The following is a 25,238-nucleotide window of genomic DNA, read 5'->3' on the forward strand; positions in this document are numbered from 1 at the left end:
TCCCATAATTGCTACCAAAATCAGTCCGACTCCCAGTTTTTTTATTAATTTCCTCTCTCGTTCTTTTTCCTACCTATCGGTAGTAAAAGAGAAAAGATTCATTCTTAGAGTGACCAATGCCTCCCAATTATATCAACCTTCTTTCCCAGCTAATAGCCAGACATGATTTTCACCAAAATAACTTCCCAGAAGCAAGCCATTTGCAGCCAACTGCAACAGCCGATTTGTGTGAGTTTTTAGGCGAAGAGGTTATTTATCAGACAATCGCGCCTGCTATAACTCCTAAGCTCTACAAAATTCCTCAAGACTTGCCACCTTCAATAATTTCTGCTTTGCACCGCCAAGGCATTCAACAGCTTTATTCGCACCAAATTAAAACACTCAAAGCCGTGCGCCAGGGCAAAGATGTCATCCTCAGCACAGCAACAGCTTCTGGCAAATCTTTAAGTGCGTACTTGCCTATTTTAGAGGGCATTCTCCAACATCAATTTACTGCACTCTCTATTTATGGCTTGAAAGCTTTAACAGCAGACCAAAGTCAAAAACTTGCCGATTTTATCCAACTGATTCCTGAGCCTGCGCGCCCGCGCCTTGCCCTTCTAACTGGGGATACTCCTCCACAAACCAGAGAACAATTGTTAGCTGCAAATCCTAGCATAATCAGCGCAACACCAGAGTTAATTCACTATGCGCTGAAAGGCGTTCATTGGAGTCAGCCTTGGCAGCATTTTTTAAGTCGCCTCCGCTATATTGTCCTAGATGAAGCTCACACTTTTAACGGAGTTTACGGAGCTAACATGGCTAGCTTAATTCGCCGATTAAAATTGGCAGTAGACGAGCGCGGAGGTTGTTCTCAAAAACTGCAATTCCTAATGTTGAGTGCTACCGTTGGCAATCCAGTTCAATTAGCAAAGTTACTATCTGGTAGAAGTCGCAAGCGAAATATCAATAAACCCGAGCGGTTAGTTTGGATTAACTCTAGCGGAGCTGCTGTCCCAGAACGGCAATTAATTGTTACTAAACCGACTCATGATGCTAATTCCGATGTTGCTCGCATCATTATGTTTTTGTTGCAGCAAGGGCAAAGTGGAATTTGCTTCGGTAACGGCAGACAAGCAATTAAGAACTTGTGGGCAACTTTTAAGCAAGAAGCTGTGACTCAAACTAACTGTGGAATTGAGTCGCAACTAGCAATTTTCTACGGCAGTTTAACAAGCGAGCGCCGCATGGAAATTATTAACTCTTTGCAGTCAGGAACAGTTAAGTGTATCCTCAGCACTAGCGCTCTCGAAGCAGGAATTGATTTGCCTCAACTTGACTTTGCTATTATTAGGGGATGGCCGGGAAGCTTGCAAGCTTTCAGGCAGAGGGCTGGCCGGGCTGGTCGCGCAAACTCCGGTTTAGTTGTCTTCATTCCCATTGCACAATCACCTTTGGATAACTATTTTGCCGATCGCCCTGAATTGTTGCTGTCGGCCGAATCTGAATTGGTGAGCTTTAATGCCAATTATCCCATAGATATTGCCAAACATTTGATGTGCGCGGCTGTCGAAACAGGCATTCCTGCCAATAAGCTCAAGCACTACTTTGGCAAGAGCGCTCCTCAAATTGCAACGGCTTTAATTGAGCAAGGTGTTCTTCACAAAAGCCGGGATAAATTATGGGCTAAGGGCTTTCCCCATAAAGATGTAAACTTTCGAGGGGGAACGGGTTCTAGCACGATACAACTGGTGGATGCGGAGACTCAAGAAGAGATTGAACTCCTCAGTGCGGAGATTGCTTATCGAGAGGTATTTCCTGGTGCTATTTACCGCACGCAAAACTCAGACGGCTGTTTGGTGACTTATACTTCGCGCTCACTCTTGAATGGCAAAGCTATTTTGCAAAACACCCCTGAAACTCGACTGTTTACTGTAGCGATTAGCCACACTGATACCAGCCTCAAGCAGAATTTGAGTTTGCCTCAACAAATCCCGTTGGTCATTCCAGAAGTTGAAGGAAATGTTCAAACCAATTCAACGGATAGTAAGGCAATTCCAGCTCAAGCTATTCTGGAACTGGTTTGGGGAGAAATTAGCCAACTCGTCACTGGTTATCAATTATTAACTCGCAATTACGAGTTAACTTGTCTCAATAGAAAGTGCGTCAATTACAAAGAGCATTTACCAAAATGTACTGCTTGTCCTGTTTGTGGCAAGAGAACTCGCTCTGCTGAGCTAACAGCGGTTCTTAATGAGGTAAACTTTGAGCAACCTTACGAAATAAAATTTGCGACTCCTGTACTGCAAATTAGTTTTAATTCCCCGGTTGAATGTTATCTGCAACAGGTAGTAACAGCTACTCGCCAGGAATTGCTTCAATCTCAACAGGAGATTCCGCCCGGATATCAGCAGTTGTGGGAGTACCCCGCGAATTTGTTGGCTATTCACAGTTTCGGCCATCAAATTTTAGCAGCTTTACCTCTGACTATTTTGGCTTCAGCTAATGATGTGAATTTTCTGGTAGAGAAGAGAGGTGCAAATGACTATGCAGGACTCTTTTACGATTTAGCAGAAGGGGGTTCGGGAACCTCGGAAGCTATTTTTCGTTCTCTCCCTCAATTAGCTCATGCGGCTGCTGAGTTAGCCCGCAGTTGTTCTTGCAGTTCTGGCTGTCCTAAATGTTTGATTCAGTCGGGATGCCCTGATGGTAATAAAGCTTTACTCAAGCAGGTGGGGCTGCTGCTGTGCGAAGCATTTTCTACTCCTTAAATATCAAAAAATTGGTGGAATAGACGGCTGAGAAATGGGAATGGGGAGAGAGAAATAGGGAAAATGGGAGCGGGGAATACAGTGTAGGTTTTTTCAAACAAAAAAGCTACACTGTATTCCCAATTTTTTTTACTGTTTTTATTAAACAAGACGCTGCTTGCATCAACATAGAATTGTGCGAACCGCTACTGCGGTTTTTAGGGGTGCATTTTTCAGACTTGTACTCATGAAAAACAAGCTTGTCTTGCCAATCATTGACTCCAAAATTAGAGAGTCAACGCTGTTACATTTTAGAAATCAACCCTATAAACAAAAGAAAAAGCAAGCTTTAATCCCCAACCTCAAACGAGATTTAAAGCATGGCTGGCTTTTAACAATTCTCGCACAAATAGACCGATGTTTATGGGGAAGGTGGGATTATTGGGCTTTGTGTCAAGCTGTCCCCGCTCATGCCTGGATGCGGTGGAAGATGGAGCCAATGCTAGCCATTCTGGAGAACAGAAAACCAGAAATTTTACCCAAATTTGTAATTGAGGAAACTTTGCCAGCAGAACCGATTCCCCAAATCGAATGGCAGCATTCTCCTACCGCAGAAGCCATGTTAGATAATAGCCTCAATTGCATTCCTCAACATGGAGAATGGAAAACTTGGTCAGCTTGGGACTATTTGGAGTTTTTCTTGGACTGGGTTTTGTTCGCATTCGGACATCCAGCTTATAAAATCTTACCCAAAGAACCCGCCGGCTGTGAAGGTGCATCAATGCGTCTCTATCAGATGTTTGACCTGTCAATTCTCATGCTATATCCTGAAGATTATATGGGCAGACTGCTACCCCAAATTTGCGGAAAGACTGCTCAAAAAAGTTCAGGGTTTTATCCGACACCCTTAGCTTTGTGTCAGTTCATATCTAAGTTAGTCAGTGGTGATAAAACAGAGCGAATTTCCAGCTTCAATGAACCTGCGTGCGGTACGGGTACTTTAATGTTAACACAGTCGAATTACTGTCTGAGCGGTATCGGTCAAGATATAGACCCTACTCTGTTAAAATGCGCTTTGTTTCAGTTTTATATGTTTTCACCTTGGCTGGCTGTTCCGATTTGGTGGTTGGGTCAAACTGATTTGCTCCTTGGCAATACTTTAAGTAGCGATCGACCTCAATCAATAAACGCTGCTTACTGGTATAATGAGTGGTTTGAGCCAGTCGAGTCCCAGGCTGAAAATTATACTGATTGTCGTGTCGAACATGAAATAAGTTCAGGAGAAAGCTCAGAAGTTATTGACTTGAATGAGAAGACATCAATTCACTCAAATCCAGTAATTCAAGAAGTTGTTAAGGGCAAACGCCGATCCAGAAAAACGACAACATCTCCTCACCAATTTACGCTGTTTAATTTGGATGATTTCTAACCCAATACGTACCTAATTGTCACTTGTGGCGGCGAGCGTAATGTTATGAGTAGGCTGGACTTCAGAAGCAAAACTGATTGTAGAAACTGCTGCTTTGAGGACTTGTTCCGCCCAATCTGCTACAGCCAGACCTTGAGTTTTAGCCGCATCTTGCATCTGGGCTTGCAGGTGTATCGGGAGCTGTATAGTTAAGGTAAAAGTATCTGGTTGGGCTCGTTTTGCCTTTTTGACTAACTCTGGCTCGATCCATCGATCGAGCCACAATTTACATTTAGATCCTCGTTCGTTACCATCTTTCTCAATAAAGCTTAGTTTGCCTAGCTTTTGACAATAAAAACTGTGAGGGTCGTCTTGAACAGGCTCAAAACTGCAATGATAGCAATTCCAGCAGCTTCGGCATGGAGTTTCTGTCTGACTGGATGTTGCTCCCAATTCCCCAGCATTCTTTTGAGTGGATGCTGAAATTTCACGGTTTGACGGATGATTGGCTGTTTGAGTTCGTTGGTTTTTGGAACTGTTCTCGTTGTTAGACTTATTCCTCGAAATTTTTTTCTGGTGTTCTTCAACAACTTGGGCAACGTGAAAAGCCGTAAGTTTGCCGTTCGGAGCAGTAGAAACGGCTTGGGCCCAAGCCCTAGGCTGCTCTTGGGAGGGTAGTGCTGTTAGAGGGCGAACTTGGCGCTCATTGGCGGGAAGGATTTGTGCGCCATGGCGCACATTTTCATAGACGGTTGCCGCTTCAATCAATTGGTAAGCCCAGCGACGAGACATTTCCCACCGATTAGTGCAATAGTCTTCAAACGTCGAGAAGTCTTGTCGGTAGAGGCGCCGATCGCGGATATGGCGCAAAGCTTGCCCTATTTCCCAAAAAGCTTTCAAGCTCCGTTCGACTGTAGCTTCCAAGCTGCTTAATTCTAATGCTTCAGCATCAGTGAGCGTGCTCTGGGCAGACAAATCTTTAGCGTCGGCTTTGTTTGGCTGGCAGTCCTGTGCAACTCTCGCAGTGAGTTCAGCGCTGCGAACAACAGAGAAGTTATGTGCATCAGAACCGCGAACTGTGTTGGAGGATGACATTGATGTTCCGTCCGTCTTGCGCGGTGCAAGATTAAGTATTGCATAATGCAAGGGTAGTTGCGTAATCGATTAAGGCTTTGATGGCTCAAATTTTGTAGAAAAGGGGTAAAATACAGCAGGGGCAGTCAAAAATGCGATCGTCAAAAAATTGCTCAAACCTTGCAAACACAAGGACTTTACCTTATATGATGTATAGTGCCAGGTAATTTATCTGATTCTCAAAAGGTCTTGTCTCAATCCCTCCCTTTTGTAGCGAAGAGGTTAGACAACAGTTTCTATGCTACAGAAAGTAAAATAGTGTACGGTAATAGCGTCAGGTAAGCACTTGTGACTGTTAGCTCTGTGTCTTCTCTTATACTCGATCGCCAAAAGCGGCTGACTCAGTTGATCGAGCTGCTGCTGAAAGAAGGCTGGACTCAAAGCGCTTTAGCGTCCGCTATCGGAGTAGATTTTTCAACAATATATCGGTGGTTAAAAGGGAAAACGATACCCGAATCCGATTCTAAGAACTTTCGGCAACTGGCAAAGTTAAGCGGTGGCAGTACCAAGACTCTGCAACTTTATTTGGATGGAGAAATATCCCTATCAGTTTATCAACGCGGTTTGGATGAGGTGGCGATAAGTCAAGTGAGTGGCAGCAAGAGGATAGGCTCTGAAAAAATTAAAAAAGAAGTTTTAGCAAAGATTTATTCCCTCGATCCAGATGATATTGCCGATATCATTTCTTCATCAGTAGCATTTTTAGCCAAACTTGTATAATTAGGTAACAAGCAGCCTACACCCTCACGGTTTTCGGTTGAGAAGCCGGAAAAGTCAGCGTCTCATTCTCCATTCCCCCCTGACTTCTGGCGATCGCCGCTATTGCTCAGTCTTTTATGCTCTGAGCAATGTACCTCCTTACTCTATCCGACCTCAATCAAACTATTCATACTAGCCCACTACAAGAGCCACCTCTTGTTCCTTCCTATCTGCAAGAACGCTTGCAACTGCTTGTCAAGCAAATTTTAATGGGATTACCTGTCGAGCCAATTCTCAACAGTCACCCCCAGTTCCAGCAGTGGGTTTTCCAGCTCAAAGAACTATCGCCATCACTGTTTTTACCGCAGCGAAAACTGTTTGTTGACATTCCAATTCAAACAAAACTAGACCGAACAAAAAGGGGAGTGACAGAAGAAAATTCTTCCCCTTCTCCTCCATTTAAAGTGATACAAGTCCGTACAAATGTGGGTCTAGTCAAAGGGACGCCCAAACTATTTGAGTGGGCGATTCGCCATCCTGTACTGACTTGGCAAGACCGAGTTAAGTTATGGGTAGCTGCCGAATTCTTCGAGATCGAGCCTCACAAGCTACAACTGATTATTTTGGCACTGCACCCGACTCAACCTGCAGAAAAAGTTCTGTTTGCCTGGGACAGCAAGCAACACCGACACACTCAAAATTGGCTTTTGACTACCATTGAACGAGAGAGAGAACAAACAGTTATCAAGCTCAATGGTCATCTAACACCTCAACCGAAGGAAGTAGCAACAGCTATCAATTTGGATGAAGTCAATTTGGATGAAATCAATTTGGATGAAGTCAACGAAGTGTCGATATAATCTGTTCAGACTGTGTATAGCTCTTCTGGATTTGTGGTGGGAACGGTAGTGTGAGCCTCTCGCGCGGGCTTTTCGGGCCGCATCACTAGAATTTTTCTGATCACCTAAAACTCGGGAGAATCGACTTTATTACCATCCTCCTATCGAGAGACATCCACCTTCCGACGAAATTGCCCAAAAATCAATACTTTTCTTCTCTCCATAGGAGGATGACACTCTTTAATATGAGGAAAAACAATAGACTATGGATAAAATGTAGTAGGAATCTTAGCCGTGACTGCAACTACCGCCACCCAACCAAAAACAAGCCAACTAAAAACCATCCTGATAGTTGAAGATGACCCGATGATGCAGCTCGGTCTACAGCATATCCTCAATAACCAACCCCATTTAACAGTTGTCGCACAAGCTGTTAACGGCAACGAAGCCGTCAGTGCTGCACTGCAACACCAACCAGACATCGTGCTGATGGACATTGACTTACCCGGAATCGACGGTATTGCAGCCGCGCAGCAAATCAGAGCCGCACTGCCGCATACTCGCATCCTGATGCTCACCCACCACAGCAATCCAACTCAGGTAATGGCGGCTTTGTCAAGCGGCGCTCACGGCTACTGCGTTAAAGGCACTAACGCAGAACAACTTCTAGCAGCAATTACGGCTGTGCAAGAAGGTGGCAGCTACTTAGACCCTAAAATTGCCGACTGCGTACTGCAAAATCTCAAAACGCCGCTGCCCGATAGCTATGCGAAGGACGACATTAAGCTGACTGAACGGGAAATGCAGGTTTTGCAGCAGCTAGTTGAGGGTAAAAGCAATAAACAAATCGCTGCTCAACTAGGAATGAGCGTCCACACCGCCAAAGGTCATGTAGAGATGATTATAGCTAAATTTGAAGCGAGCGATCGCACCCAGGCAGCCGTTAAAGCACTGCGTTTGGGCCTGGTTTAGCCGTTGGAATGCAGCTTCTAATTGTTCTAAAAAAAGTGGTTTTTGAGGCGTAGCTATCGCGTAGCAAATTATGGCATCTTGTCAATCTTCAAACTTTGGCAATGTCAACCAAAACCTCGCTCCTTTTCCCAATTCGCTATCAACGCCAATCTCTCCGCCGTGAGCCTCAACAATTTGCCTGCAAATGTAAAGTCCCAATCCCAATCCTTGCCTTAAACTAACTCCAACTCCCCTCGTATAAGGCTCGAATAATCTTGCACATTGCTGAGGAGAAATTCCGGCCCCATTGTCTGCAACCGTACAGCGAACCATCTCACCTTCCTTTTTAGCTTCTACAGTCAAAATAAACCCAGACTGATTGTATTTAACAGCATTGTCGATCAGATTGCCAAACACCCGCCATAGCTGCTGGGCATCAGCATGGACTAAAGGCAAATCGGCTGCAAAAAGCTGCTTAACCTTGACTCGATGCTGGTTGAGAATTGGTAATCTTTCAATAAGAATATTTTGGACTAAAGCGGGCAGCGACAGCGGCTTCATGGCTAAAGAAGCACTTTTTACGTCAAACTGCTGTGTTGCTGTTAGTGACTCAATCAACTGGAGTTGGCGCGAACAACTTTGCACCATAACCTCCATAGTCCGCCTATCAATAACAATGTTGCTGCCAGCATCATTGAGGCGACTTCGCAGCAGTAGTGACATTCCTGATAGAGGCGATCGCAAATCGTGAGAAACAGCGTGCAACAGCATTTTTAAATTGGCTTCTGCTTGCTGTCTTTCTTGAATTTCCTGACTTAACTGAACATTTTGTGCAGCCAATTGCACGTTAGCGGCGCGAAGTTGCTGCTGCAAGCGCTGCATTTTAAGTTGAGCCGATACCCGCGCTAACACTTCAACAGGCTCAAAAGGTTTTATAATGTAGTCAGCACCGCCCGCCTCAAACCCTTTTACTTTGTCAAATACGTCATCTAAAGCGCTGATGAAAATTACAGGGATATCGCAAGTAACTTCAGATGCTTTAAGTTGACGGCAGACTTCATAACCATCCATACCGGGCATTTTTATGTCTAGCAAAATCAAGTCTGGCGCTTGCAACTCTACTGCTTTTAAAGCTCGCTGTCCACTAATCAACTTCCTGACTTTGTAACCGTTTTCAATTAGCAATTGAGAAAGTAGTTGAATGTTAGCGGGAATATCGTCAACAATCAAAATGTCAGCCAAAAATTGTTTAGTTTGCTCCATCATCTATCGCCACCAAAGGACAGAGTTTTGAGTTTTTTCCGAATATTGCCAACCGCTATTTTCTCAGCCGCACTGTTCGCACCAGCAGCATTAACAGGCGACTTAACATCAGCCACAGTCACGGGTTCTTCTGGATCGTTCGGATGTGGCAGCAATGCCCGAGCGAATCGAATCCGCTGATCCAGCTCTTCATCTATATTGAGCAGTTTACCCGTCTGCTGCTCTACTGACAAAGCTTTCGCCCGCCTTTCAAGCTGCGGTCTGATGCTGCTGTCCCACAGTTCTTCAGATTCTTTAGCTCGCTTTATGTCGCCGGGCCGCACCGGAATCTTGAGAGGGTAGGGAAATAAAGCTTCCGTCCCCGTTGCGTAAGCCGGTGAAGTGATGACGCACTTGCCTTGAGGAAACCTCAGAATTTCGTCAGGACTAATCAGCGGTTTTTTTTGCAACTGTTCGCTCCAGTTGACAGAACGGCTCGTTTGCTGCCCCGTCGAACTGCCGGTCGATCGATTTTTTACCAGCACTTCCACTTCCCCGTACCGCTTAGAATATTTCTCGGCTGTCTCAAAATCGCCGGGGTTGAAGAGGACATGAGTTGACAGAGCACTGGCGATCGCCGCCCCTTTTTTATCCCCATAGAGATTGTAAAGCTGATTGAGTGATTGAATGCCAACAATCGGCACGCCGCCAGCAGAACGATATTCGTTAGCCCACTGATCCATTCTGTCGAACTTGAGAGACGGAAACTCGTCTAAGCAGTACAAAAATGGGTCAGAACGTACCCGACTCAAATTAGACACCACACATAAGTGAATAGCAGCAGCTAACAGCGGCCCCACTACAGTGCGTCTTTGGTCATCTAATTTGAAAATAATGCACTTTTTCCCTTCTAAAGCAATTGGAATGGTGCTGCGACCAATAAATGCCCGCAGCAAATCTTTTTGAATGAAACTGGAGTAGGTTGCCTCTGCGGTTGCCTTAATGCCCGCCACTGTTTTTTCAGCATCTTTTGAACTTAATAACTGCGAAAAACTAGAGGCAATCCACCTGTCCATTTTGAGGGGATGACCGTCGGGTCGGTGAACGGCGTGGTCGATGCGCTTGACCAAATCTGGCAGTTGAATAATTGCGTACACAAAAGCTAAATCCGGGTAAGGACTGCTTTTTGCCAACTGCACTAAACCCTTCGCCATCAACTCGCCTGCTTTCTCAAAAAACTCATTGCCTTTACTCTCCCCCGGACTAGCATTTCGAGCAATAACTTGTCCAATTTCTGCTGCCATTACTGCATCTTGTGCATCTCTCATAAAATCCAGAGGATTGATAGTGCCGCTGTAAGCTTCCCCTGGCGCAAACACTTGCACATCGTAGCCATAGCGCACTGCAAGGGGTGCAAGCACTTTCATCTGGTCTCCTTTTTTGTCGTAAATAATGGCAGGAAAACCTTGCTGGAATGCACTTTCAACCATCCGGTCAATGACGCTGAATGTTTTGCCAGAACCCGGAGCACCAATGACTAAAGTTCCGCGTTCTGCGTGGGGAAACCAAACCGTCGGATTTGCACCTAATAGCGTTTGCAATCGAGCACTCAATCCCTGACAACCTTTAAACCAATAAGTCGGCGTACCGCTCCACAAAGTAACGGGCTGCCGTTTTTTTTCTTTCATTTGTTTGAGGGCAGAGCCTGTGGCTGCCAATTTTTCAGCCGTCCCGCAGAGCCGCCCGGAGGTAATTTTACCCTTCCCGTTTCCAACTAATTTGGAAGCAATAAGTAAGCCTGCCATTAGCCCTAACATTGCCAGTCCCTCTGGCTTCATAAACTGACCCAACAACCCGCCAAAATCTATGCTAGTTAACGAACGTTTAGGAGGTTGAACTGCCATTGGTATCAAGGTAGCTTTGTTAATTTTAGGCAGAAATTGCAAATTGTTCATTTTTTTTAGCTCTTAAAAAAACTAAATGTTTCAGCTAGCGGCTATCGCCTCAAGGGAGAGACCATGACAAAAATAGGTAAACAATGGTAAGAAGCAATAACGCGAAATCTCCCAGTAAGACAGTACAGAATTCTAGTGGAAAGTCCAACACGCAAAAGAACAAGAGTGCTGATTATTACGAGATAGATCCGGAGCTATTCAACAGTGATTACAACCAAACTCGCAAGCCCTCTTTGCCCTATGGAATCGTGATTAACGATAACCCAGCAGGTATTTTGCTCCCGAACGACCAGCTTGTCAAAGCGGAATGGCACGTAATACCTAATGTTGAGGAATTGACAACGGTCGAACTAAGCGAAGAAGTGACAGGCTTACTGCTCCCAAAAGCGAGAATGTTGGTATTAGCTTTTGTGCCTGAGTACATCCGCTACAAAGATATTGAAGAAAATGGAGAATTAGCAGGTAGTTTTATTGGGCTTTACGACGAATATCGCGATTCCCTCGATAAAAAGACGCAGGAAGTGTGTTCCGAACACGCTCTCATCTTTCTAAATCCCAAAAACCAACCCCTGCATCAGGTACCGATTGTCGTCCGCTTCAAGAATGTAGCCCTCTGGAGCTTTAAGAGCGCTAGAGAAGAATTTTACCGCAATTTGGAACGCGCATTTGCTGATTGCTTTGGGAGAGATTACAGCGGTAAAAATGACAAGTGGCGCTCTTTGGGAGTGTTGAATGTCGAGTTTAGAGCTCTTAAAGAAGGGGAAGGCAAAAATAAATCATTTTGCTGCAAAACTCACAGCATTACTCAGCCAACTGATGCTAATTTTCACAAGCTATTTCTCGGTCAAAAACCACAAAAGAAATTGATTTGGGGACTGCACAATAACATTGCTGGTTTCATTGAGGCTAGCGATGCCGGGTTGCCAGCTATAGCTGCTGGTGCGGAACCTGAAGTCCAGGCATTGCCAGAAAGCGTAACTAACCGCAAAAATCGAGGTAAATTGTCACCCCCTCGCAAAATTGCACAAGTTGAAGGAGGAACAGACTCAGAATTAGAGGAATTAGATGAATTTTCCGAGGCTGCTGAGGTTGAAGTTGAGGTTGATTCAGCAGAAGATTTTGACTTCGATGAACCCGCCGACTACTAAACACTAACTACTGAAAAGCTGGCTGTCAGCAAGTTGATAGGTAAGGCCGTCGTAGCAAAATTGAAGCTGGCGGCGGCCTTCTTTGGAAAGCTGATTCACTCCTAGACAAGGCAAACCCTCGTGTGAGGAACTGTCAGCCTTAAACAAAGGAGTTTTCTGCGGTTTATGGGGGTCGAGATAAGCTGCAAATACTTCTGTTGGCATTTGACTTGAATCATTAGGAATTAAGTAGCCAACATAAAGGCAGCCTTTTGTGCCGCACAGAGTGGAATTATTGAAATCATAAAGGTTCAGCCGTCCTACCGAGCCATTAACTTGCCACACTCGCATTCTCTTAATCGCTTCCGCAGCAGCACTTTGCCCAGCCGCTACTTTGAGTTCTGGAAGGCTGCTGTGTTCCTTTACAATTAGGGTTAAAGTTTCTTTTGGAGTGACTCGCAAAGCTTGTTGCCAAGAAGCTGGTGCGGTTGTTGCTGAACTAGAATTCGTGCAAGCAACTGTCCCCAATAATAGCGACAGGGCGGTAAAAACTGTCAAACCAATGCGAAACCAGTAACCAAGTTGATTTAACCAAACCGGGGGGTTGACAATCTTTTGGGTGCCTGCTGTTTGTTGCTTAACTCTATTTTGTTTAACCATTTGTTACTACCATCCTATAAAATAAAAGGAAAAAAAGCAGAATAAAGAAGAAAAAGACAATAAAAGAGAGAGTATTTTGTTGAAGTAAGCTGTTGTATGTCTAAATCTTACAATCAATTTTTATGACTTCCTTCGGGGAAGACTAAACGACTCTACAATTTATATCTTGAACAGCTTAGAAGTCATATCTAATCAGTTGACATCGGAATTATTATCTCTCTCTTCTCTTTCTCTGTGTCCTCTGTGTCCTCTGTGGTTTAATCATTCGGGAGCATCTCAATGAAAGCAGCCAAGCCCAAAATTGGAGTTAGGAGCCAGGAGCCAGGAGTCAGGAGGAAAGAGTCAGAAGGAAGGAGTCAGAAGAAGTGTTTTTACTAATATGAGATGCTCCCAATCATTCCGATACAACCAGAATTGATATCAGTGCTATAAAATCAATGGCTTCAGCAATTAAAAACGTCCTGGTTGCGGATAAGGTTGTTAGATTTGTTAATAACTTGCTTTTCCACCTCCTCTTTCCCCTGGTTCAATGGGATAGCGCAGCCGCGCCCAGACTAATTGCTAGTCCCAAAACGATTAAAATCATAAAAACTTGCTGCTTGCGCTTGTAAACAAGTCGAATTAAAAACCACATTCCCATCAAAAAAGAGCTGATGAACAGCGCAATCTTAATACTCCAACTAGCATTTAAAGTAATGCCGGAGCCGACCGAGTTGCTGATGCCATTGCTGTCACCAGAATTAGCTTGGCAATTGTCGCTGGTATTGTGGTTATAAAGCTCTCGAACCTTTTCTCCGTACTGTTTGAGAGAATAGCCGCCTAAAATGTTGGAATAGCTGGCATCAATTTTACTGCCAGAACCCCCAAAGTGTTTCTGCGCTACTCGCTCAATTAAGCGATCGCCCTTGAACACCTGCCCAGTTTTAGGGTCAATTTCCTGCTGGCTACTGGCTACGTTCTCAGCTAGAGAATTTTGCAAGACTTTATCCTGAACAGCAGGAGGAAAATATTGGAATAGTTCCTCTGTTGTAGGTTTTTGACCTTTGTTGACGTTGAGGAGAAAGTTAGCCGCCCCCGGAATTGAACTGACAGCACGCTGCACGTCTTCCCGGTAGCTCATCAACTGATAGCGACCGATCGCCCGCCCGCAGTTTTGAGATCCTTCGGTACAAACGATCTCGCCAATAGCTTCGTAATCGCCACTGGCTGTATTTTCCAAATTGGCGATTCCTTCGGAAAGCTTTGCTAACGCCTCCCCTAATGAAGCCATATCCACACCGCTAACGTAAGTTGCGGGGCGCGCGCATTCTCGGTTTGATTCAGGTACCGGCTGAGCTGGTAAAGCATTTTTTTTAGCTTGATTTGAACTCAGCGGTTTTGAAGGTTTTGTTTCAGATACCACGCCTTTTGAGCGAGAAATACTGTTAGAAGAACCGCCCTCCAATCGACCGACAAACATAGGCGAATTAACGCTGTAACTGAGAAACGGAACCGGGCCAATAATGTAAGGCGATTTGCCGCAGGGTAAACTAAACCTGAAGTACAGAGCCGTGTCAACAGTATCGCTGGTTTCTGACGGCTCCATTACCACTACTTTAAACACTTCCCCAAAAGGATGCCGGCCCGTTGGTTCCCAACCGCTCAAACAGCCAGAACCGCCTCGCACTTCCTGATATTTGCCGCTAATCCACTGCTTGCCTTCTAGCGGCCCTGTGGCGCGGCGACCGGTGTTTTCCATGTCGTCGAGTTCGATATAAGCGCAATCTTTCTCGCACGCTACTGCAAATCCTTCTACATCAGAACCAGAAATTGTATTAGAGCGTTTGCTTTCGTACCGACTGTAGATCGTGTCAATTCGCATGATTGTGCTGCCAAGGGACGCAATAGGAACAGGAAAACTAGAAAGCGGGACTTGACTCAGCAGCGGAATATTGCTGATGAGTTCCTCTGACCAGCCAGAGAACTGTTCTAAATTTACGCTATTAAGGTTGGGAATTTGGGCGAGCGTAAACTCAGATAGGTCAATTTGGTTAAGTTTTGCCTGCGCTAGTTGCGGTACTTGTTTTATAGCTTGACCAATTGGTAATTGGCTGATGTTAGGGTTCACTCCGGCTATTTGAGAAGATAAAGAAGCAATTGGAGGAACATTGCTCAATTGAAATTGGCTAAGATTCGGAACAATTTCAGCTAAGTGACCGACAGTTTGCTTACCAGCTAAGGGAAATGCTGACAAGCTGATATTCTCTAAATTGATATCCCCTAATGCCAATTGTTCAATTGCTTGCAAAGACAGAATTTCAGGTTTTACATCGTTGATGTCCCGCAGCTTCAAGATGTTGTCAACAGAAGTGCCGGCTTGCCAGCTTCGACCGCCAGAACTTCCAGAACTAGCAACGGCGGGCAGGGAACTAAATGTAATCTGGCTCCAATCTGGCAGCAAAACTCTAGATTGTTCTTTGTCCCAAATTTTAGTAGGTAAGGAACTAGCGCTAGCAATTGATGGAAAGCTTAAGAAAGTAATGCAGATGAAAGCAAAAATTAGGCAGAGTGTACTGGCAGCTATTAAGGCAGAGCCTATCTGGCTTGATTTTTTTAACGGCTTGGGACTGTTCATGGGAATCCTATTGATGTTAACTCAAATTAGGTAAAAAAAGCTGCTCTATTCCTTCTAATTTGGAAAAACTTTAAATGGTTTTTAAAACATTACGAAAAATAGAGCAGTATTGCAGAAATTAGCCATCAGCTAAATCTCCCTCTCCCCCTCTCTCCCCCTCTCCCTCTCTTCCTCTCTACCTTTCTCCCTCTTTTCCTCTCCATTTTAGGAATTACCCAAAAACCTGGCCTTCCTATGTAATTCCGTCATTTTAGGTTTAGCATGAGAACGAGAAACTGGTTTTTTTAGGTTGATAGTGCGTCCAGGACTGCATTTCTCCATCTTCGCTTTTTTCTTTAATCAAGCTCCAGCTCAAGCTGTGGATTCGGGCGGACTGCTGAATCTGTCCAAGGAGTATCTGCTAGGTTGGACAAGTCATACACATTTTCTTGGTAACCGTTGTCAAAATTACCTTGGCGAACTTCTTTAGATGACGAGTAACCGACAGTCAAATCGGGTGCCGATTCGTAACCGGAGTTGTTATAGCCGGAATTAGGTTCAATCGAAGCATTGTGCATGGTTTTTCTTAGTTTATGTGGTCAATAATTCCAATTTAAATCGCATCGAGTTCGTGCAACTTCATTCCTGTGAGCGATTTCGTTCAGTAAAAATTACCCCCTCTAAATGGAGGGGGCGGCTTTAGGAAGGTTGCCTAACGGCTCTCAGCACTGGGCAATGCTACGAAGTCGAGAAAAATGTCTTTAAGAAAGTTAAGAGAGGTGACAAAGTGCGATCATCGCGCACTAAAATCTTTGGTTTTGCAGTTATCGCGGTGTAATAGGTAGAATTCTAAACCCAGAGCGGGTTTCATCTACTGAAATTAATGCCCCTCACTCAATTTGTGACTCGAATTTACGCAACACTTCCACAACCAAACTCTCTATATTGGCAGGCAGTACGTCTTGAATACGCACTTGAATTACAAGGAGTTAGCCGCGACTGAAAATGTCTTCAATGTCCCGTGAACCGTGCAGAACACGAATTACATCTATTCCATTTTCAATTTCCCGATAGAACACCACATAATTGCCGATCGGAAAGCTGTGCAACCCAGCTAACAGTTCCTCACGCCTTCTGCCCAATCCTGGATTACGTGCCAAGGTTTGCAGTTTTCCCTCAATGCGATCTAAAAACTCGTCAGCCCGATCTAAACTATCATCAGCGATGTAGTCCCAAATATCTAGCAAATCCAGTTCAGCGCGTGGGCGTTTAACGATCGTGGCCATTACTGCGGTTTCCTCCGCCGACGCTGCCGCGCTTTTGCCTTGATTGCTGGCATATCCAAGGGAGTTGCTTCACCGCTGTCTAGCCCTAGCTGAATTTCCTGCCGCAATTCCTGCAAGCGAGCTTGCTGGAATTGTTCCCGTTCTTTCAACAGGCGCAACCCTTCACGGATTACCTCGCTAGCAGAATAATACAGTCCGCTTGAGACTTTCTCCTGGACATACTGCTCTAACTCTGGTGTCAAAGACACGTTCATGCCTGAGTCCTCCTGTAATTTGGGCTATTCCATTTTCGCCTTAATAACAGGGAATAGCAATCGTTGTTATTATTGTACTAAAAAACTCGCTCTTGTGTACAAGCAAGTTGAGCAATTTCTCAAGTAACTCTCGCGATCGATCGAAATGAACCAATAGACATCTCCAAAAATGAATCTGAAACCCTTATCCTGCTTAGACTTATCTGTAATTTATGGAGATGTATAATCATGCCCCAAGTGGGTTTCCAACTAATCCGAATTTACAATGATTACCTACAGTTGACCTGGAGAGATCAATCGTACCCAACATTTTGAGCAAGTTCATTTTTCCAACCGCGATCGCGCTCACATCGCTGAAAACTTTTGGCTATTATGCAATGAAACTGCTAACTGCAGAAGACATACTCCAGCGTTACTCAGAATACCGGAAATATTCCGCATTTTTTAATTGTTCAATAACTCCAAGCAAATCACTTGGTTTGGTGCGAGAACACCTCCGACTTTTATTACTTGCAGCTCTCCGGTTTCGTGGGAATATTGTGCTTTAACTTGGGCAATTGCTGCATCTAAACTAGATGCCTGAGCAATATACACCTTCTCAAGAGCACTTAGTACCCAAATAGGTTTGGGCCACTTATGTCGAGGTTGGAGAATTGAATAGTGAATCACTTGACCAGTATACTGAACAATTTGCTCGATCGCAGTTTCCGAACAAAACTCCCTCAATTCTGACTCAATACATTGTTTGAGTTCTTTCGCAGGAATCTGCTCAAAAACTGATTCTAAAAGCATTAATGTTGGTCTTGTCTGCTCTAATTGAGTGTGTTCCTGCACGACTAATGACTCTACGAAATGACTCACCTGGTTGATGATTGAGTCAAAATCTAGCTCCATCAATAAATGACCTAAATACTCCCTTAACAAATTTCTTAGCTTTTCATCAGAGATATTGATACCGCAGGTTTTCAGATAAACTGAAGGTTTATTACCCAAATCCCGACCGCAGCCAACTTCTCCATTAGCTGCATCTTCTGCTTCTATCAGTTCCATCAAGCGCGGATAACTGGTTGTATCATCTATTGTGGATTGGGGCTGGGAGGGAATTGAGTTACTCATTTGTCTTTCCTTAATGTTTCAAAGTAATTAAGATTGTCGGGTTCTTCAGGATCTGGACCGCAGTCTAGCAACCCCACTTTCAACTTTCTGTGACATCTCTCCGACAGCCAAGGACGGAGCTTCTAAGAATCACTTCTTAGATTTCCTAGTTATTCCCTTACGGGGTTTCGACTTTGACCTAGATTGAGACATCTCAACCCCTGGCAAACCGTCTGCATAGGCGCTTTGGATTCCCGACTGTCCATCGGTACTAATCAGAGTTATTCCTCTATTTCTGATGACTTGACTGCTAGCCACATCTCGATCTGTTGTGTATCCACAACTAGGACAACAATGAACTCTAACACTCAAATCCTTTCTCACCTCCGCACCACACTCAGGACACTCCTGAGAAGTCCCCCTGGCGCTCACTTCACCAAAGAATTTGCCACGCTTCCAACACACGTATTTGGTGATAGTTCGGAACTGTCCAAATCCAGCATCAAGCATCTGTTTCCCGAACATCCCTTTGGCAATAATTCGGTAATCCAAGTCTTCCATGAAGACCATATCACCTGCCCCGCAAAGGGCATGAGCTTGTTTGAAGTGAAAATCTTTACGAGTATTATCAATTGCGTGGTGAATTCTAGCAACTTTAATGCGCTGTTTCTCGTAATTTTTAGACTGCTTCTTTTTCCGAGTAAGTCTGCGTTGCAGCAATTTCAGCTTGCGGAGCATAACTTTCAAGAACTTGGGCGGTTTTACGATCACCCCGTCACTGGTTGCTAAAAACTTTTCAAGCCCAACATCTACTCCAATCGGATGACCGTGTGGCATTGGATTGGGAACACTGACATCACATTGGATGTTGATAGAAGCGTACCAAATATCCGCTTTATTAATTATTCGGACTTGCTTTACTACAAACCCCTGTGGGATTGGGCGATGCAGGTTAATTGGAATCAACCCCAATTTTGGTAAGGCAATATGTACTCCAGTCACAGGATTCTGCTTGAACTGGGGAAACAACAAAGATTTGAATTGCCCAAACTTCTTGAATCGAGGGAAGCCATGCCCAATTTTTTGAAATCCCTCCCATGCTCGGTGTAATTGCTTGAGCGCTTGCTGCAACACTTGGCTTGGTACTTCACCCAATCGGGGAAATACTTTTTTGGCACTTGGCAGAGCATTAAGCTGTTTTACTTCGTTAGGGAAGGTTAACTCAGCAGGCATGATGTATTCATGACTGATGGAGCATCTGTCAACCTGGCATTTCCGGCTATTGCACCAGTCCTTAATTTCCCGCAGCCCATAGTTATAGGCAACACGACAAATATCCATCCACTCTTTCAGCGCTTGCTTTTGATTGATATTCGGATAGATTCGATAGCTATAATTCATGGTTAACATTCCACTATTTTAACATATATCGATATTCTTTCACTATTTTTATGAACGGAACTAATTATGAAACCTAAGCCGCTAAAGAAACAGAAAATATCAACCGCTATGCCAACTTTTTTGGCCTCCGATAAACTTAACATAGCTCAGTTGAATGTTACACTTAAAACTCCTTACCAATTGATCGATACTGCTTTCAATCTTGAAACAGCCCTTCAACCATTCCAACAAGCAAAAATCATCGGTATAGACTGCGAAACGACAGGGCTTGACCCCTACAAAGCCAAAATTAGATTGTTACAACTTGCCATTCCTGACCATCCAGTAATCATTGTAGATTTATGGGCAATTGAACCGAGTTCCCTCGAACCATTACGCTTGCTCTTAGCGAGTCCTGCACTCAAGGTAAGTCACAACCTCAAATTTGAATGGCAAATGCTCGCTTTTGCCCGACTGGAACCATCCAAACCCTTTTTCGATACCTATTTGGCTTACCGAGTGCTGACGGCTGGACTAAAACGCCACCTGTCCCTAGAGTCTGTCACTGAGAATTTGCTTAAAGTAAAGCTAGACAAAACGCAGCAACTTAGCGATTGGTCGGGAAACTTAACACTCGCTCAACTCCAATATGCTGCTACCGATGCTGCAATCTTACTCCCGCTGGCTGCTGCTCTGCAACAAAAACTGAAAGCTTCTAAGCTTTGGAAAACTGCTTTACTAGAGTTTGCTTGTCTGCCTGCGGTGGCTTCTATGGAACTCAACGGAATGCTTTTAGATAGAGAACAGTGGAGAGTTTTGGGAGTGAAGCTCTGTTATCAACGCGACTCTCTTTTAAAACAAATTAATTCGCAACTCCATCGACCTAACCCTAATCAACAAATCTCTCTCCTGCCAGAATTTACGGATACAATTAATCCTCGCTCTCCCAAGCAAGTCTTAGCCGCTTTGCAAGAGAAAGGTATTCCTGTTACTTCCACTAGCTCTCAACATTTAATTCCTTTGCAAGGCGAGTATCCCGTTATTCAAGCACTGTTAGAATACCGCAGTTTATCGGCTCGTATCGATACTTATACTCTGGGTTTACCTGAACGCATTCACCCGATTACAGGGCGCATTCATCCCAATTGGTTTCAGATTGGTGCTAGATCAGGACGGTTTAGTTGTCGAGAGCCAAATTTAACGAATATCCCCAGAGATAAGGAAACCCGACAGTGTTTTAAAGCTGCACCCGGTTACGTCCTGCTCAAAGCCGATTACAGCCAGATTGAACTGCGGATTATGGCGAAGGTTTCGGGCGATCGCACGATGGTCAAAGCTTACTCCAAAGGGGAAGATTTGCACTCTCTCACAGCTTCCTTGGTGCTAGCAAAACCTTTATCTAAAATTACTGTCGAAGACAGACAGCTCGGCAAAATTATTAACTTCGGTTTAATTTATGGCATGGGAGTTACGAAATTTAAGAATATGGCTCAAGCAGAGCATGGAGTCACTTTAACGCTGCAACAAGCTTCACACTTTCGTAAGAAGTTCTTTGAATCCTATACAGGTATCAAACAATTTCACGGCAAAGTTCGGAGCGCCTGGATCCGAGGTATTCGAGAGAGTCGGACTGTCTTAGGCAGAAGGAGATTATGGTCAAAAGATACTAAACCGTTGCTTAATGAGATGCTAAATAACCCAATTCAAGGAATGAGCGCTGACATTACTAAACTCGCTCTTGCTCTACTTTTTATGCCTCTGAGCCGCACTGGTGCTAAACTGATTTGTGTCGTTCACGATGAAATTTTAATAGAGTGTCCTCTTGAACAAGTGACGGCAGTTAAAGCCTTGCTTAAAAAATGTATGGTGAGAGCCGGGAATAAATTTCTCTCTCCGATTCCTTGCGAGGTAGAAATTAAGGTGATGGAAAGTTGGGGGGGGGTAAGAGATTAACGGGGAAAGATTGGGAGTGGGGAGGGGAGAAACCGCACCCCAGGCATTGCTGTGAAAATTCCACTTCCTGACCACTCCCCATTCCCCTAACAGTCACCGCATAATTCCGCGCCCAACCTCCCACCCCTAAACAACGATTGTTGAGGTGCAAGTGAACAGTTGATTTCAAAACATAATGAATGTAATTCTCACTGTTAGTAACCAAGCCGCAAATATCCTTGGTAAGTTATCAAAATGCGCTATTGCCATGCTGCACCAAGCTGAATATAGCGTTATCAGGCAGGAGGGAGAGCGCGGCTACACAACCAATGCTTTAACTGTACCGCTTGAACCAGAAACAGGTTTAACTTGGCAGGGAGTAAAACTATGCCTTGAAAATTGCGGCTACCGCGTCCAAGTTAAGTCTTAGATTACTTATACAATAATCCGTGCATCTGGTTAATAACAAATGCACGGGTTATTATTTCCCAGACCGTCCTCGACGCAACGCCACCACCACAAACGGGGGGATTGCCCGCTATTTCAGGCTTATTCAGAGGCTGGGCGTAAGTCCTGCTATAGAAAGTGCCATAAAACTTTTGCGCTAATTCTATCAACAGTCAAAACTTTTTGGCTCACCAACAAACCCATGCTATTGTTGTTTATCATGCACTCAAGTTTTGTCGTAAGCAGGTGGCCGATACTCGAATAATTCTTGCTCTCCCGCCGCAAATTTAGACCCATCCCTCCCAGAAGCAGGCCGAGCAAAGGACGCTTTGTTGCGAATCCCCTGGATATCTTCAGAAGAACGCTCAGACGATAGCACAAACTGAGTTCTCTGATAACGCAGATCGGCCAATTCAATTTTACCAGGTCGCCCTTCACAATAAGCTCGCTCAGCACAGCGTTTAACTGCGATCGCAATTTCAGCACTCGTTGCTCCGGCATAATCAGATAGTAGCGAATACCACTGTCTGTCGCTCCAAAGATTCTCTTTTCCTTCCCCAAACTGCTCTGGGAAATACTTAGCTAAGTGCAAATTAAAAATCTCATAGCGAGCGCCGCCGTGCGGCAAATCCACAAACCAGATTCCGCCGTCGTCAAATCTGCGGATAAGTTCAGTCGGCAGCATTTCTAAGCGGTTAACAGTAGCTAACATTAACACGGGGCTTTCATGCTCCTGCATCCATGTGAGCAATTTCTGCGACAGCCGCCTAGCTACACCGCCGTCAGCATTTGATTCCCAGCCAGAAAAACCCTTGTCAAAATCGTCAAAGAACAACACGCAGCCGCCCAAATTATCTGCTGTATCCAGCATTTTGTTGAGAGCGCGATCTGGATTAGAGGAACCTATAATATTGCCCCAACTTGCTGCTAAAAGCGCATAACCTAGCTTCTTAGCAGCTAGCTTTGCACTCAAACTTTTGCCCGTCCCCGGCGGCCCCCACAGCAGCATTCCTTTGGGAGGTCTGAGGTGATATTTCTTGGCATCAGCTTCTGACAGCTTTACGACTTCGCTCAAATAAGCGTCTAATAAATCTAAACCGCCAGCATGAGGCACGTCTGGAGAAGCAATGAACTCCAACCCCTGGTCTCGAAGTTGCGATATTTTATGCTCCAATACCAACTGTGCGATTTGGACAACTGAAGCGGTCACAGAGAGCGATCGATCTAACACTAATTCAATTTCAGCAGTTGGCAGCCCTAGACTAGAAACAGCCAGCCGTTTTTTAGCAGCTACCGCATCTGAACCAAAATCAAGGGAACAATTGCGATCGCAAAAATTATCTACAAGAACTTCGACTTCAAAACGATCGGGTAACGGACATTTGAGTAGAGGAATTAATGGACTTAGCTTTGATGGCAGTTGGATGTACTCACCCAGCAGTACCCAATATTGGTTGGCCCAACGCCCTTTCAGCTCAAAGAATGCGTTAGCCAATTGAGAATAACGGCGGACAAGAGGCTGTTCGGTACTGTCTGACTCCAAAATGTCCTCTAACAAAAAGATACCGGGGCAGTCATTTTCCAGCAGAAATTGCAGGACATCACTCTCGACAGATAGCTCAGTTTTACATAAGACGTATTCACTATTATACATCTCCGAAATATCGGAAACGCTTGTCATGTCTGAATGACCACCTAATTTCGGGAGATGTTTATCCAAACACCGCACCTGTTGAAGAGTTGCATAGCCGGGATTCCAATAATAAACAGGTAAACAACACTCACTGGCGTACTGATGAAATGATGACAATATTTTTTGGCGATCAGCACTGTAATATTCGAGGGCAAATATTGGAGTTTGAGTTGCTCTTAAATTATACCACGCAGTGAAAAATTTCATGAGTTCATACATCTAAATAGAGACTGTTTAAAATAAAAATTTAACTAACATAATTAAAATTTAGCTTCCTGCTACTGAGCGAAAATTTCCCCCTCAATTGGAGGGGGTAATTGTGCCTAACGGCACTAATAAATTGATGTTATGCAAGTTAAATTGTCAATCATGGTCACAAGTAAAAAGCAAACCGCCGCCACTCCCATTCGCTCTCATTCACCAGTGCCTGCTAAATCTAAGCCACCTGAAAAACAGAACAGTCAAACAGTTAGCAGTAACAATGGAGCAAAATCAAAACCTCAACCTAACCTCAGCCCGGAGCAACTTGCTGGCGAGCTAGTCAAACAGATTCGCAATACAATTCATAAAAAGTACGGTGTGACAATTCAGCGTCGCGATAGCCGTATTTCGACAAAGGTGGGCCACGCAATTCGCGAAAAACTGGGATTGGATATTCAAGCTCAGTTGAATAAGCGCAACGGTAATGGCAATGGTAAAAAGTTCGACTGGCAAGAGTGGAACAATACTGTGTTTCCCAAGCTAGTTGGCCGGCCCGAAGAACTTAAGTATGGTGTCGAAGTTGTTGCCTTAGCGATGAGCCAACTTTACGATACAATTGCTGACAACCCGCAAGCTGCCATTGCAGATTTAATGGAGTTCAATGCTCAAAGCTTAAAGCGTCGCAACGAGTTAGCTAAATCCTCTGAAGAAGATACTGAAGAACTCGATGATGATGACGAGCTCGATGATGAAGATGATGAAATTGATGACATACTCGATGAAATTGATGAGGATGACGAAGACGAGGAAGGCGATGAGGATGAGGAGGAGGATGATGACGATGAGGAGGATGATTTTAGTTTAGACGAAGAGGAAGAATTTGAGGAAGACGACGAATAATTGCTAAAGTTTGATTAGAAAGCTCTGCTGAAAAAGCAGAGCATTTTTTTTGCCTCTATCGAGGCCTTTTCCACGAATCGCGATGCTGGGTAATGATTGTCGCCACCGTCCGAATCAGGACGCTCTGGGAAGCAGACCCAACCAATTCACAATCAAGGAAATTTTGACCTTGATTGTGAATTTAATTTTACCCACTCACCCACCACTATTTTTTTTGAATTAATTGTAATTAGCAGACTGCCGTCGCTTTAGTTGTGAAAAAAAACACGCTTGAGGGTTAATCATGGCTAATCGCAAATCCGCTCCAACTCCGATGCAAAAGCAATTTGCAGAAACTCTTGAAGAACAGCGCTTTGAGATGTTTTTGCACGTTGCCCGCGAGTTAACGGGACGTGCCAAACAGCGACAGTTGCAGAAAGGTAAAGCTCTTGACTGGGAAGCGTTCAATACTTGGTTTAACAAGCAATATGAAGGCTACTCGGCTGACGAGATGCTTGAAGAAATCTTGAGCAACGTTTACTGGCTTTCATCTGAGCAAGCTGTGATTGACTTGCACTTCCGTTATATCGAATCGGCAGTCAAAGCTTCTCATAAGAAAAAGGCAACTGACGATAATGAAGAGATTGATGATTTTGTCAAGTAATCAATGACGACCCCCGATAAAGGGGATAAAATCCTGCTGGGAGCAGGATTTTATTTGCCCGCCCACCCAC

21 protein-coding genes are annotated in these 25,238 nt (G+C 44.4%); 10 read left to right on the forward strand and 11 right to left on the reverse strand.

The window, feature by feature from the left end; translation table 11 throughout:
- The first annotated feature begins 116 nt into the window (after positions 1 to 116).
- Together AACV78_RS18630 and AACV78_RS18635 are read left to right on the forward strand one after the other, a co-directional pair.
- On the forward strand, positions 117 to 2,750 hold the full coding sequence (locus AACV78_RS18630; RefSeq protein ID WP_194008901.1) for a DEAD/DEAH box helicase: 2,634 nt from the start codon (positions 117 to 119) through the stop codon (positions 2,748 to 2,750).
- 226 nt (positions 2,751 to 2,976) lie between these two features.
- On the forward strand, positions 2,977 to 4,158 hold the full coding sequence (locus tag AACV78_RS18635; RefSeq protein ID WP_228042338.1) for a DNA methyltransferase family protein: 1,182 nt from the start codon (positions 2,977 to 2,979) through the stop codon (positions 4,156 to 4,158).
- Positions 4,159 to 4,170: 12 nt separating this feature from the next.
- On the opposite strand, the gene AACV78_RS18640 is transcribed toward AACV78_RS18635, so the two are convergent.
- Positions 4,171 to 5,232, reverse strand: a complete 1,062-nt coding sequence (locus AACV78_RS18640) for a hypothetical protein (protein ID WP_194008902.1) — start codon at positions 5,230 to 5,232, stop codon at positions 4,171 to 4,173.
- Positions 5,233 to 5,559: 327 nt separating this feature from the next.
- Between AACV78_RS18640 and AACV78_RS18645 the strand changes: the two genes are divergently transcribed.
- The 3 genes from AACV78_RS18645 (at position 5,560) to AACV78_RS18655 (ending at position 7,781) form a co-directional block, all read left to right on the forward strand.
- Positions 5,560 to 5,991, forward strand: coding sequence for a helix-turn-helix domain-containing protein (locus AACV78_RS18645; RefSeq protein WP_194008903.1), 432 nt, complete (start codon positions 5,560 to 5,562; stop codon positions 5,989 to 5,991).
- Between the two features lie 128 nt (positions 5,992 to 6,119).
- A complete protein-coding gene (locus tag AACV78_RS18650; RefSeq protein ID WP_194008904.1) occupies positions 6,120 to 6,830 on the forward strand; it encodes a hypothetical protein in 711 nt (236 codons plus the stop codon).
- A gap of 273 nt (positions 6,831 to 7,103) precedes the next feature.
- Positions 7,104 to 7,781 (forward strand): response regulator, encoded by a 678-nt coding sequence (locus AACV78_RS18655; RefSeq protein WP_194008905.1) that lies wholly within the window; start codon positions 7,104 to 7,106, stop codon positions 7,779 to 7,781.
- Between the two features lie 81 nt (positions 7,782 to 7,862).
- Here the strand turns inward: AACV78_RS18655 and AACV78_RS18660 are convergent, their stop codons facing one another.
- The gene (locus AACV78_RS18660) at positions 7,863 to 9,026 is read right to left on the reverse strand and encodes a hybrid sensor histidine kinase/response regulator (protein ID WP_194008906.1); all 1,164 of its coding nucleotides are present in this window, start codon (positions 9,024 to 9,026) and stop codon (positions 7,863 to 7,865) included.
- Positions 9,023 to 10,957: a type IV secretory system conjugative DNA transfer family protein gene (locus AACV78_RS18665; protein ID WP_194008907.1), complete on the reverse strand. Its 1,935-nt coding sequence runs from the start codon at positions 10,955 to 10,957 to the stop codon at positions 9,023 to 9,025. Before AACV78_RS18665 ends, AACV78_RS18660 begins: the two co-directional genes overlap by 4 nt.
- A gap of 83 nt (positions 10,958 to 11,040) precedes the next feature.
- Here AACV78_RS18665 and AACV78_RS18670 point away from each other — a divergent pair, with 83 nt between their 5' ends.
- A complete protein-coding gene (locus tag AACV78_RS18670) occupies positions 11,041 to 12,105 on the forward strand; it encodes a DUF5895 domain-containing protein (protein WP_194008908.1) in 1,065 nt (354 codons plus the stop codon).
- 3 nt (positions 12,106 to 12,108) lie between these two features.
- On the opposite strand, the gene AACV78_RS18675 is transcribed toward AACV78_RS18670, so the two are convergent.
- The 7 genes from AACV78_RS18675 to AACV78_RS18705 form a co-directional block, all read right to left on the reverse strand.
- The gene (locus AACV78_RS18675; protein WP_194008909.1) at positions 12,109 to 12,744 is read right to left on the reverse strand and encodes a hypothetical protein; all 636 of its coding nucleotides are present in this window, start codon (positions 12,742 to 12,744) and stop codon (positions 12,109 to 12,111) included.
- A gap of 526 nt (positions 12,745 to 13,270) precedes the next feature.
- Entirely contained in the window at positions 13,271 to 15,358 is a 2,088-nt protein-coding gene (locus AACV78_RS18680; protein ID WP_194008910.1) for a hypothetical protein, read from the reverse strand.
- A 335-nt stretch (positions 15,359 to 15,693) separates the two neighbouring features.
- Entirely contained in the window at positions 15,694 to 15,915 is a 222-nt protein-coding gene (locus AACV78_RS18685) for a hypothetical protein (protein ID WP_194008911.1), read from the reverse strand.
- A gap of 411 nt (positions 15,916 to 16,326) precedes the next feature.
- The gene (locus AACV78_RS18690) at positions 16,327 to 16,623 is read right to left on the reverse strand and encodes a type II toxin-antitoxin system RelE/ParE family toxin (protein WP_194008912.1); all 297 of its coding nucleotides are present in this window, start codon (positions 16,621 to 16,623) and stop codon (positions 16,327 to 16,329) included.
- Complete coding sequence (locus tag AACV78_RS18695; RefSeq protein ID WP_194008913.1) at positions 16,623 to 16,877, reverse strand: type II toxin-antitoxin system ParD family antitoxin; 255 nt, start codon at positions 16,875 to 16,877, stop codon at positions 16,623 to 16,625. Before AACV78_RS18695 ends, AACV78_RS18690 begins: the two co-directional genes overlap by 1 nt.
- Positions 16,878 to 17,321: 444 nt before the next feature.
- On the reverse strand, positions 17,322 to 17,993 hold the full coding sequence (locus AACV78_RS18700; protein ID WP_228042339.1) for a hypothetical protein: 672 nt from the start codon (positions 17,991 to 17,993) through the stop codon (positions 17,322 to 17,324).
- A gap of 129 nt (positions 17,994 to 18,122) precedes the next feature.
- Positions 18,123 to 19,373: an RNA-guided endonuclease InsQ/TnpB family protein gene (locus AACV78_RS18705; RefSeq protein ID WP_339383712.1), complete on the reverse strand. Its 1,251-nt coding sequence runs from the start codon at positions 19,371 to 19,373 to the stop codon at positions 18,123 to 18,125.
- A gap of 108 nt (positions 19,374 to 19,481) precedes the next feature.
- Between AACV78_RS18705 and AACV78_RS18710 the strand changes: the two genes are divergently transcribed.
- The gene (locus AACV78_RS18710; protein WP_228042340.1) at positions 19,482 to 21,305 is read left to right on the forward strand and encodes a bifunctional 3'-5' exonuclease/DNA polymerase; all 1,824 of its coding nucleotides are present in this window, start codon (positions 19,482 to 19,484) and stop codon (positions 21,303 to 21,305) included.
- A 175-nt stretch (positions 21,306 to 21,480) separates the two neighbouring features.
- Positions 21,481 to 21,714 carry a hypothetical protein gene (locus AACV78_RS18715; protein WP_194008916.1) on the forward strand — a complete coding sequence of 78 codons (234 nt, stop codon included), beginning with the start codon at positions 21,481 to 21,483 and terminating at the stop codon, positions 21,712 to 21,714.
- 243 nt (positions 21,715 to 21,957) lie between these two features.
- Here the strand turns inward: AACV78_RS18715 and AACV78_RS18720 are convergent, their stop codons facing one another.
- Positions 21,958 to 23,631 carry an ATP-binding protein gene (locus AACV78_RS18720; protein ID WP_228042341.1) on the reverse strand — a complete coding sequence of 558 codons (1,674 nt, stop codon included), beginning with the start codon at positions 23,629 to 23,631 and terminating at the stop codon, positions 21,958 to 21,960.
- A 162-nt stretch (positions 23,632 to 23,793) separates the two neighbouring features.
- Here AACV78_RS18720 and AACV78_RS18725 point away from each other — a divergent pair, with 162 nt between their 5' ends.
- Positions 23,794 to 24,525: a hypothetical protein gene (locus tag AACV78_RS18725; RefSeq protein WP_228042342.1), complete on the forward strand. Its 732-nt coding sequence runs from the start codon at positions 23,794 to 23,796 to the stop codon at positions 24,523 to 24,525.
- Between the two features lie 283 nt (positions 24,526 to 24,808).
- Positions 24,809 to 25,168: a hypothetical protein gene (locus AACV78_RS18730; protein WP_015179737.1), complete on the forward strand. Its 360-nt coding sequence runs from the start codon at positions 24,809 to 24,811 to the stop codon at positions 25,166 to 25,168.
- Positions 25,169 to 25,238 lie beyond the last annotated feature (70 nt).

Source organism: Tychonema sp. LEGE 07196 (assembly GCF_963890365.1).
GTDB lineage: Bacteria > Cyanobacteriota > Cyanobacteriia > Cyanobacteriales > Microcoleaceae > Microcoleus.

Bases quoted from the DNA above. Each gene is read 5' to 3' on its own strand.
- AACV78_RS18725 (WP_228042342.1), top strand. From the start codon at position 23,794: ATGGTCACAAGTAAAAAGCAAACCGCCGCCACTCCCATTCGCTCTCAT.
- AACV78_RS18640 (WP_194008902.1), bottom strand. From the start codon at position 5,232: ATGTCATCCTCCAACACAGTTCGCGGTTCTGATGCACATAACTTCTCT.
- AACV78_RS18675 (WP_194008909.1), bottom strand. From the start codon at position 12,744: ATGGTTAAACAAAATAGAGTTAAGCAACAAACAGCAGGCACCCAAAAG.
- AACV78_RS18680 (WP_194008910.1), bottom strand. From the start codon at position 15,358: ATGAACAGTCCCAAGCCGTTAAAAAAATCAAGCCAGATAGGCTCTGCC.
- AACV78_RS18690 (WP_194008912.1), bottom strand. From the start codon at position 16,623: ATGGCCACGATCGTTAAACGCCCACGCGCTGAACTGGATTTGCTAGAT.
- AACV78_RS18710 (WP_228042340.1), top strand. From the start codon at position 19,482: ATGCCAACTTTTTTGGCCTCCGATAAACTTAACATAGCTCAGTTGAAT.
- AACV78_RS18715 (WP_194008916.1), top strand. From the start codon at position 21,481: ATGAATGTAATTCTCACTGTTAGTAACCAAGCCGCAAATATCCTTGGT.
- AACV78_RS18705 (WP_339383712.1), bottom strand. From the start codon at position 19,373: ATGAATTATAGCTATCGAATCTATCCGAATATCAATCAAAAGCAAGCG.
- AACV78_RS18665 (WP_194008907.1), bottom strand. From the start codon at position 10,957: ATGAACAATTTGCAATTTCTGCCTAAAATTAACAAAGCTACCTTGATA.
- AACV78_RS18650 (WP_194008904.1), top strand. From the start codon at position 6,120: ATGTACCTCCTTACTCTATCCGACCTCAATCAAACTATTCATACTAGC.
- AACV78_RS18630 (WP_194008901.1), top strand. From the start codon at position 117: ATGCCTCCCAATTATATCAACCTTCTTTCCCAGCTAATAGCCAGACAT.
- AACV78_RS18635 (WP_228042338.1), top strand. From the start codon at position 2,977: ATGAAAAACAAGCTTGTCTTGCCAATCATTGACTCCAAAATTAGAGAG.
- AACV78_RS18700 (WP_228042339.1), bottom strand. From the start codon at position 17,993: ATGAGTAACTCAATTCCCTCCCAGCCCCAATCCACAATAGATGATACA.
- AACV78_RS18685 (WP_194008911.1), bottom strand. From the start codon at position 15,915: ATGCACAATGCTTCGATTGAACCTAATTCCGGCTATAACAACTCCGGT.
- AACV78_RS18670 (WP_194008908.1), top strand. From the start codon at position 11,041: ATGGTAAGAAGCAATAACGCGAAATCTCCCAGTAAGACAGTACAGAAT.
- AACV78_RS18730 (WP_015179737.1), top strand. From the start codon at position 24,809: ATGGCTAATCGCAAATCCGCTCCAACTCCGATGCAAAAGCAATTTGCA.
- AACV78_RS18720 (WP_228042341.1), bottom strand. From the start codon at position 23,631: ATGAAATTTTTCACTGCGTGGTATAATTTAAGAGCAACTCAAACTCCA.
- AACV78_RS18660 (WP_194008906.1), bottom strand. From the start codon at position 9,026: ATGATGGAGCAAACTAAACAATTTTTGGCTGACATTTTGATTGTTGAC.
- AACV78_RS18695 (WP_194008913.1), bottom strand. From the start codon at position 16,877: ATGAACGTGTCTTTGACACCAGAGTTAGAGCAGTATGTCCAGGAGAAA.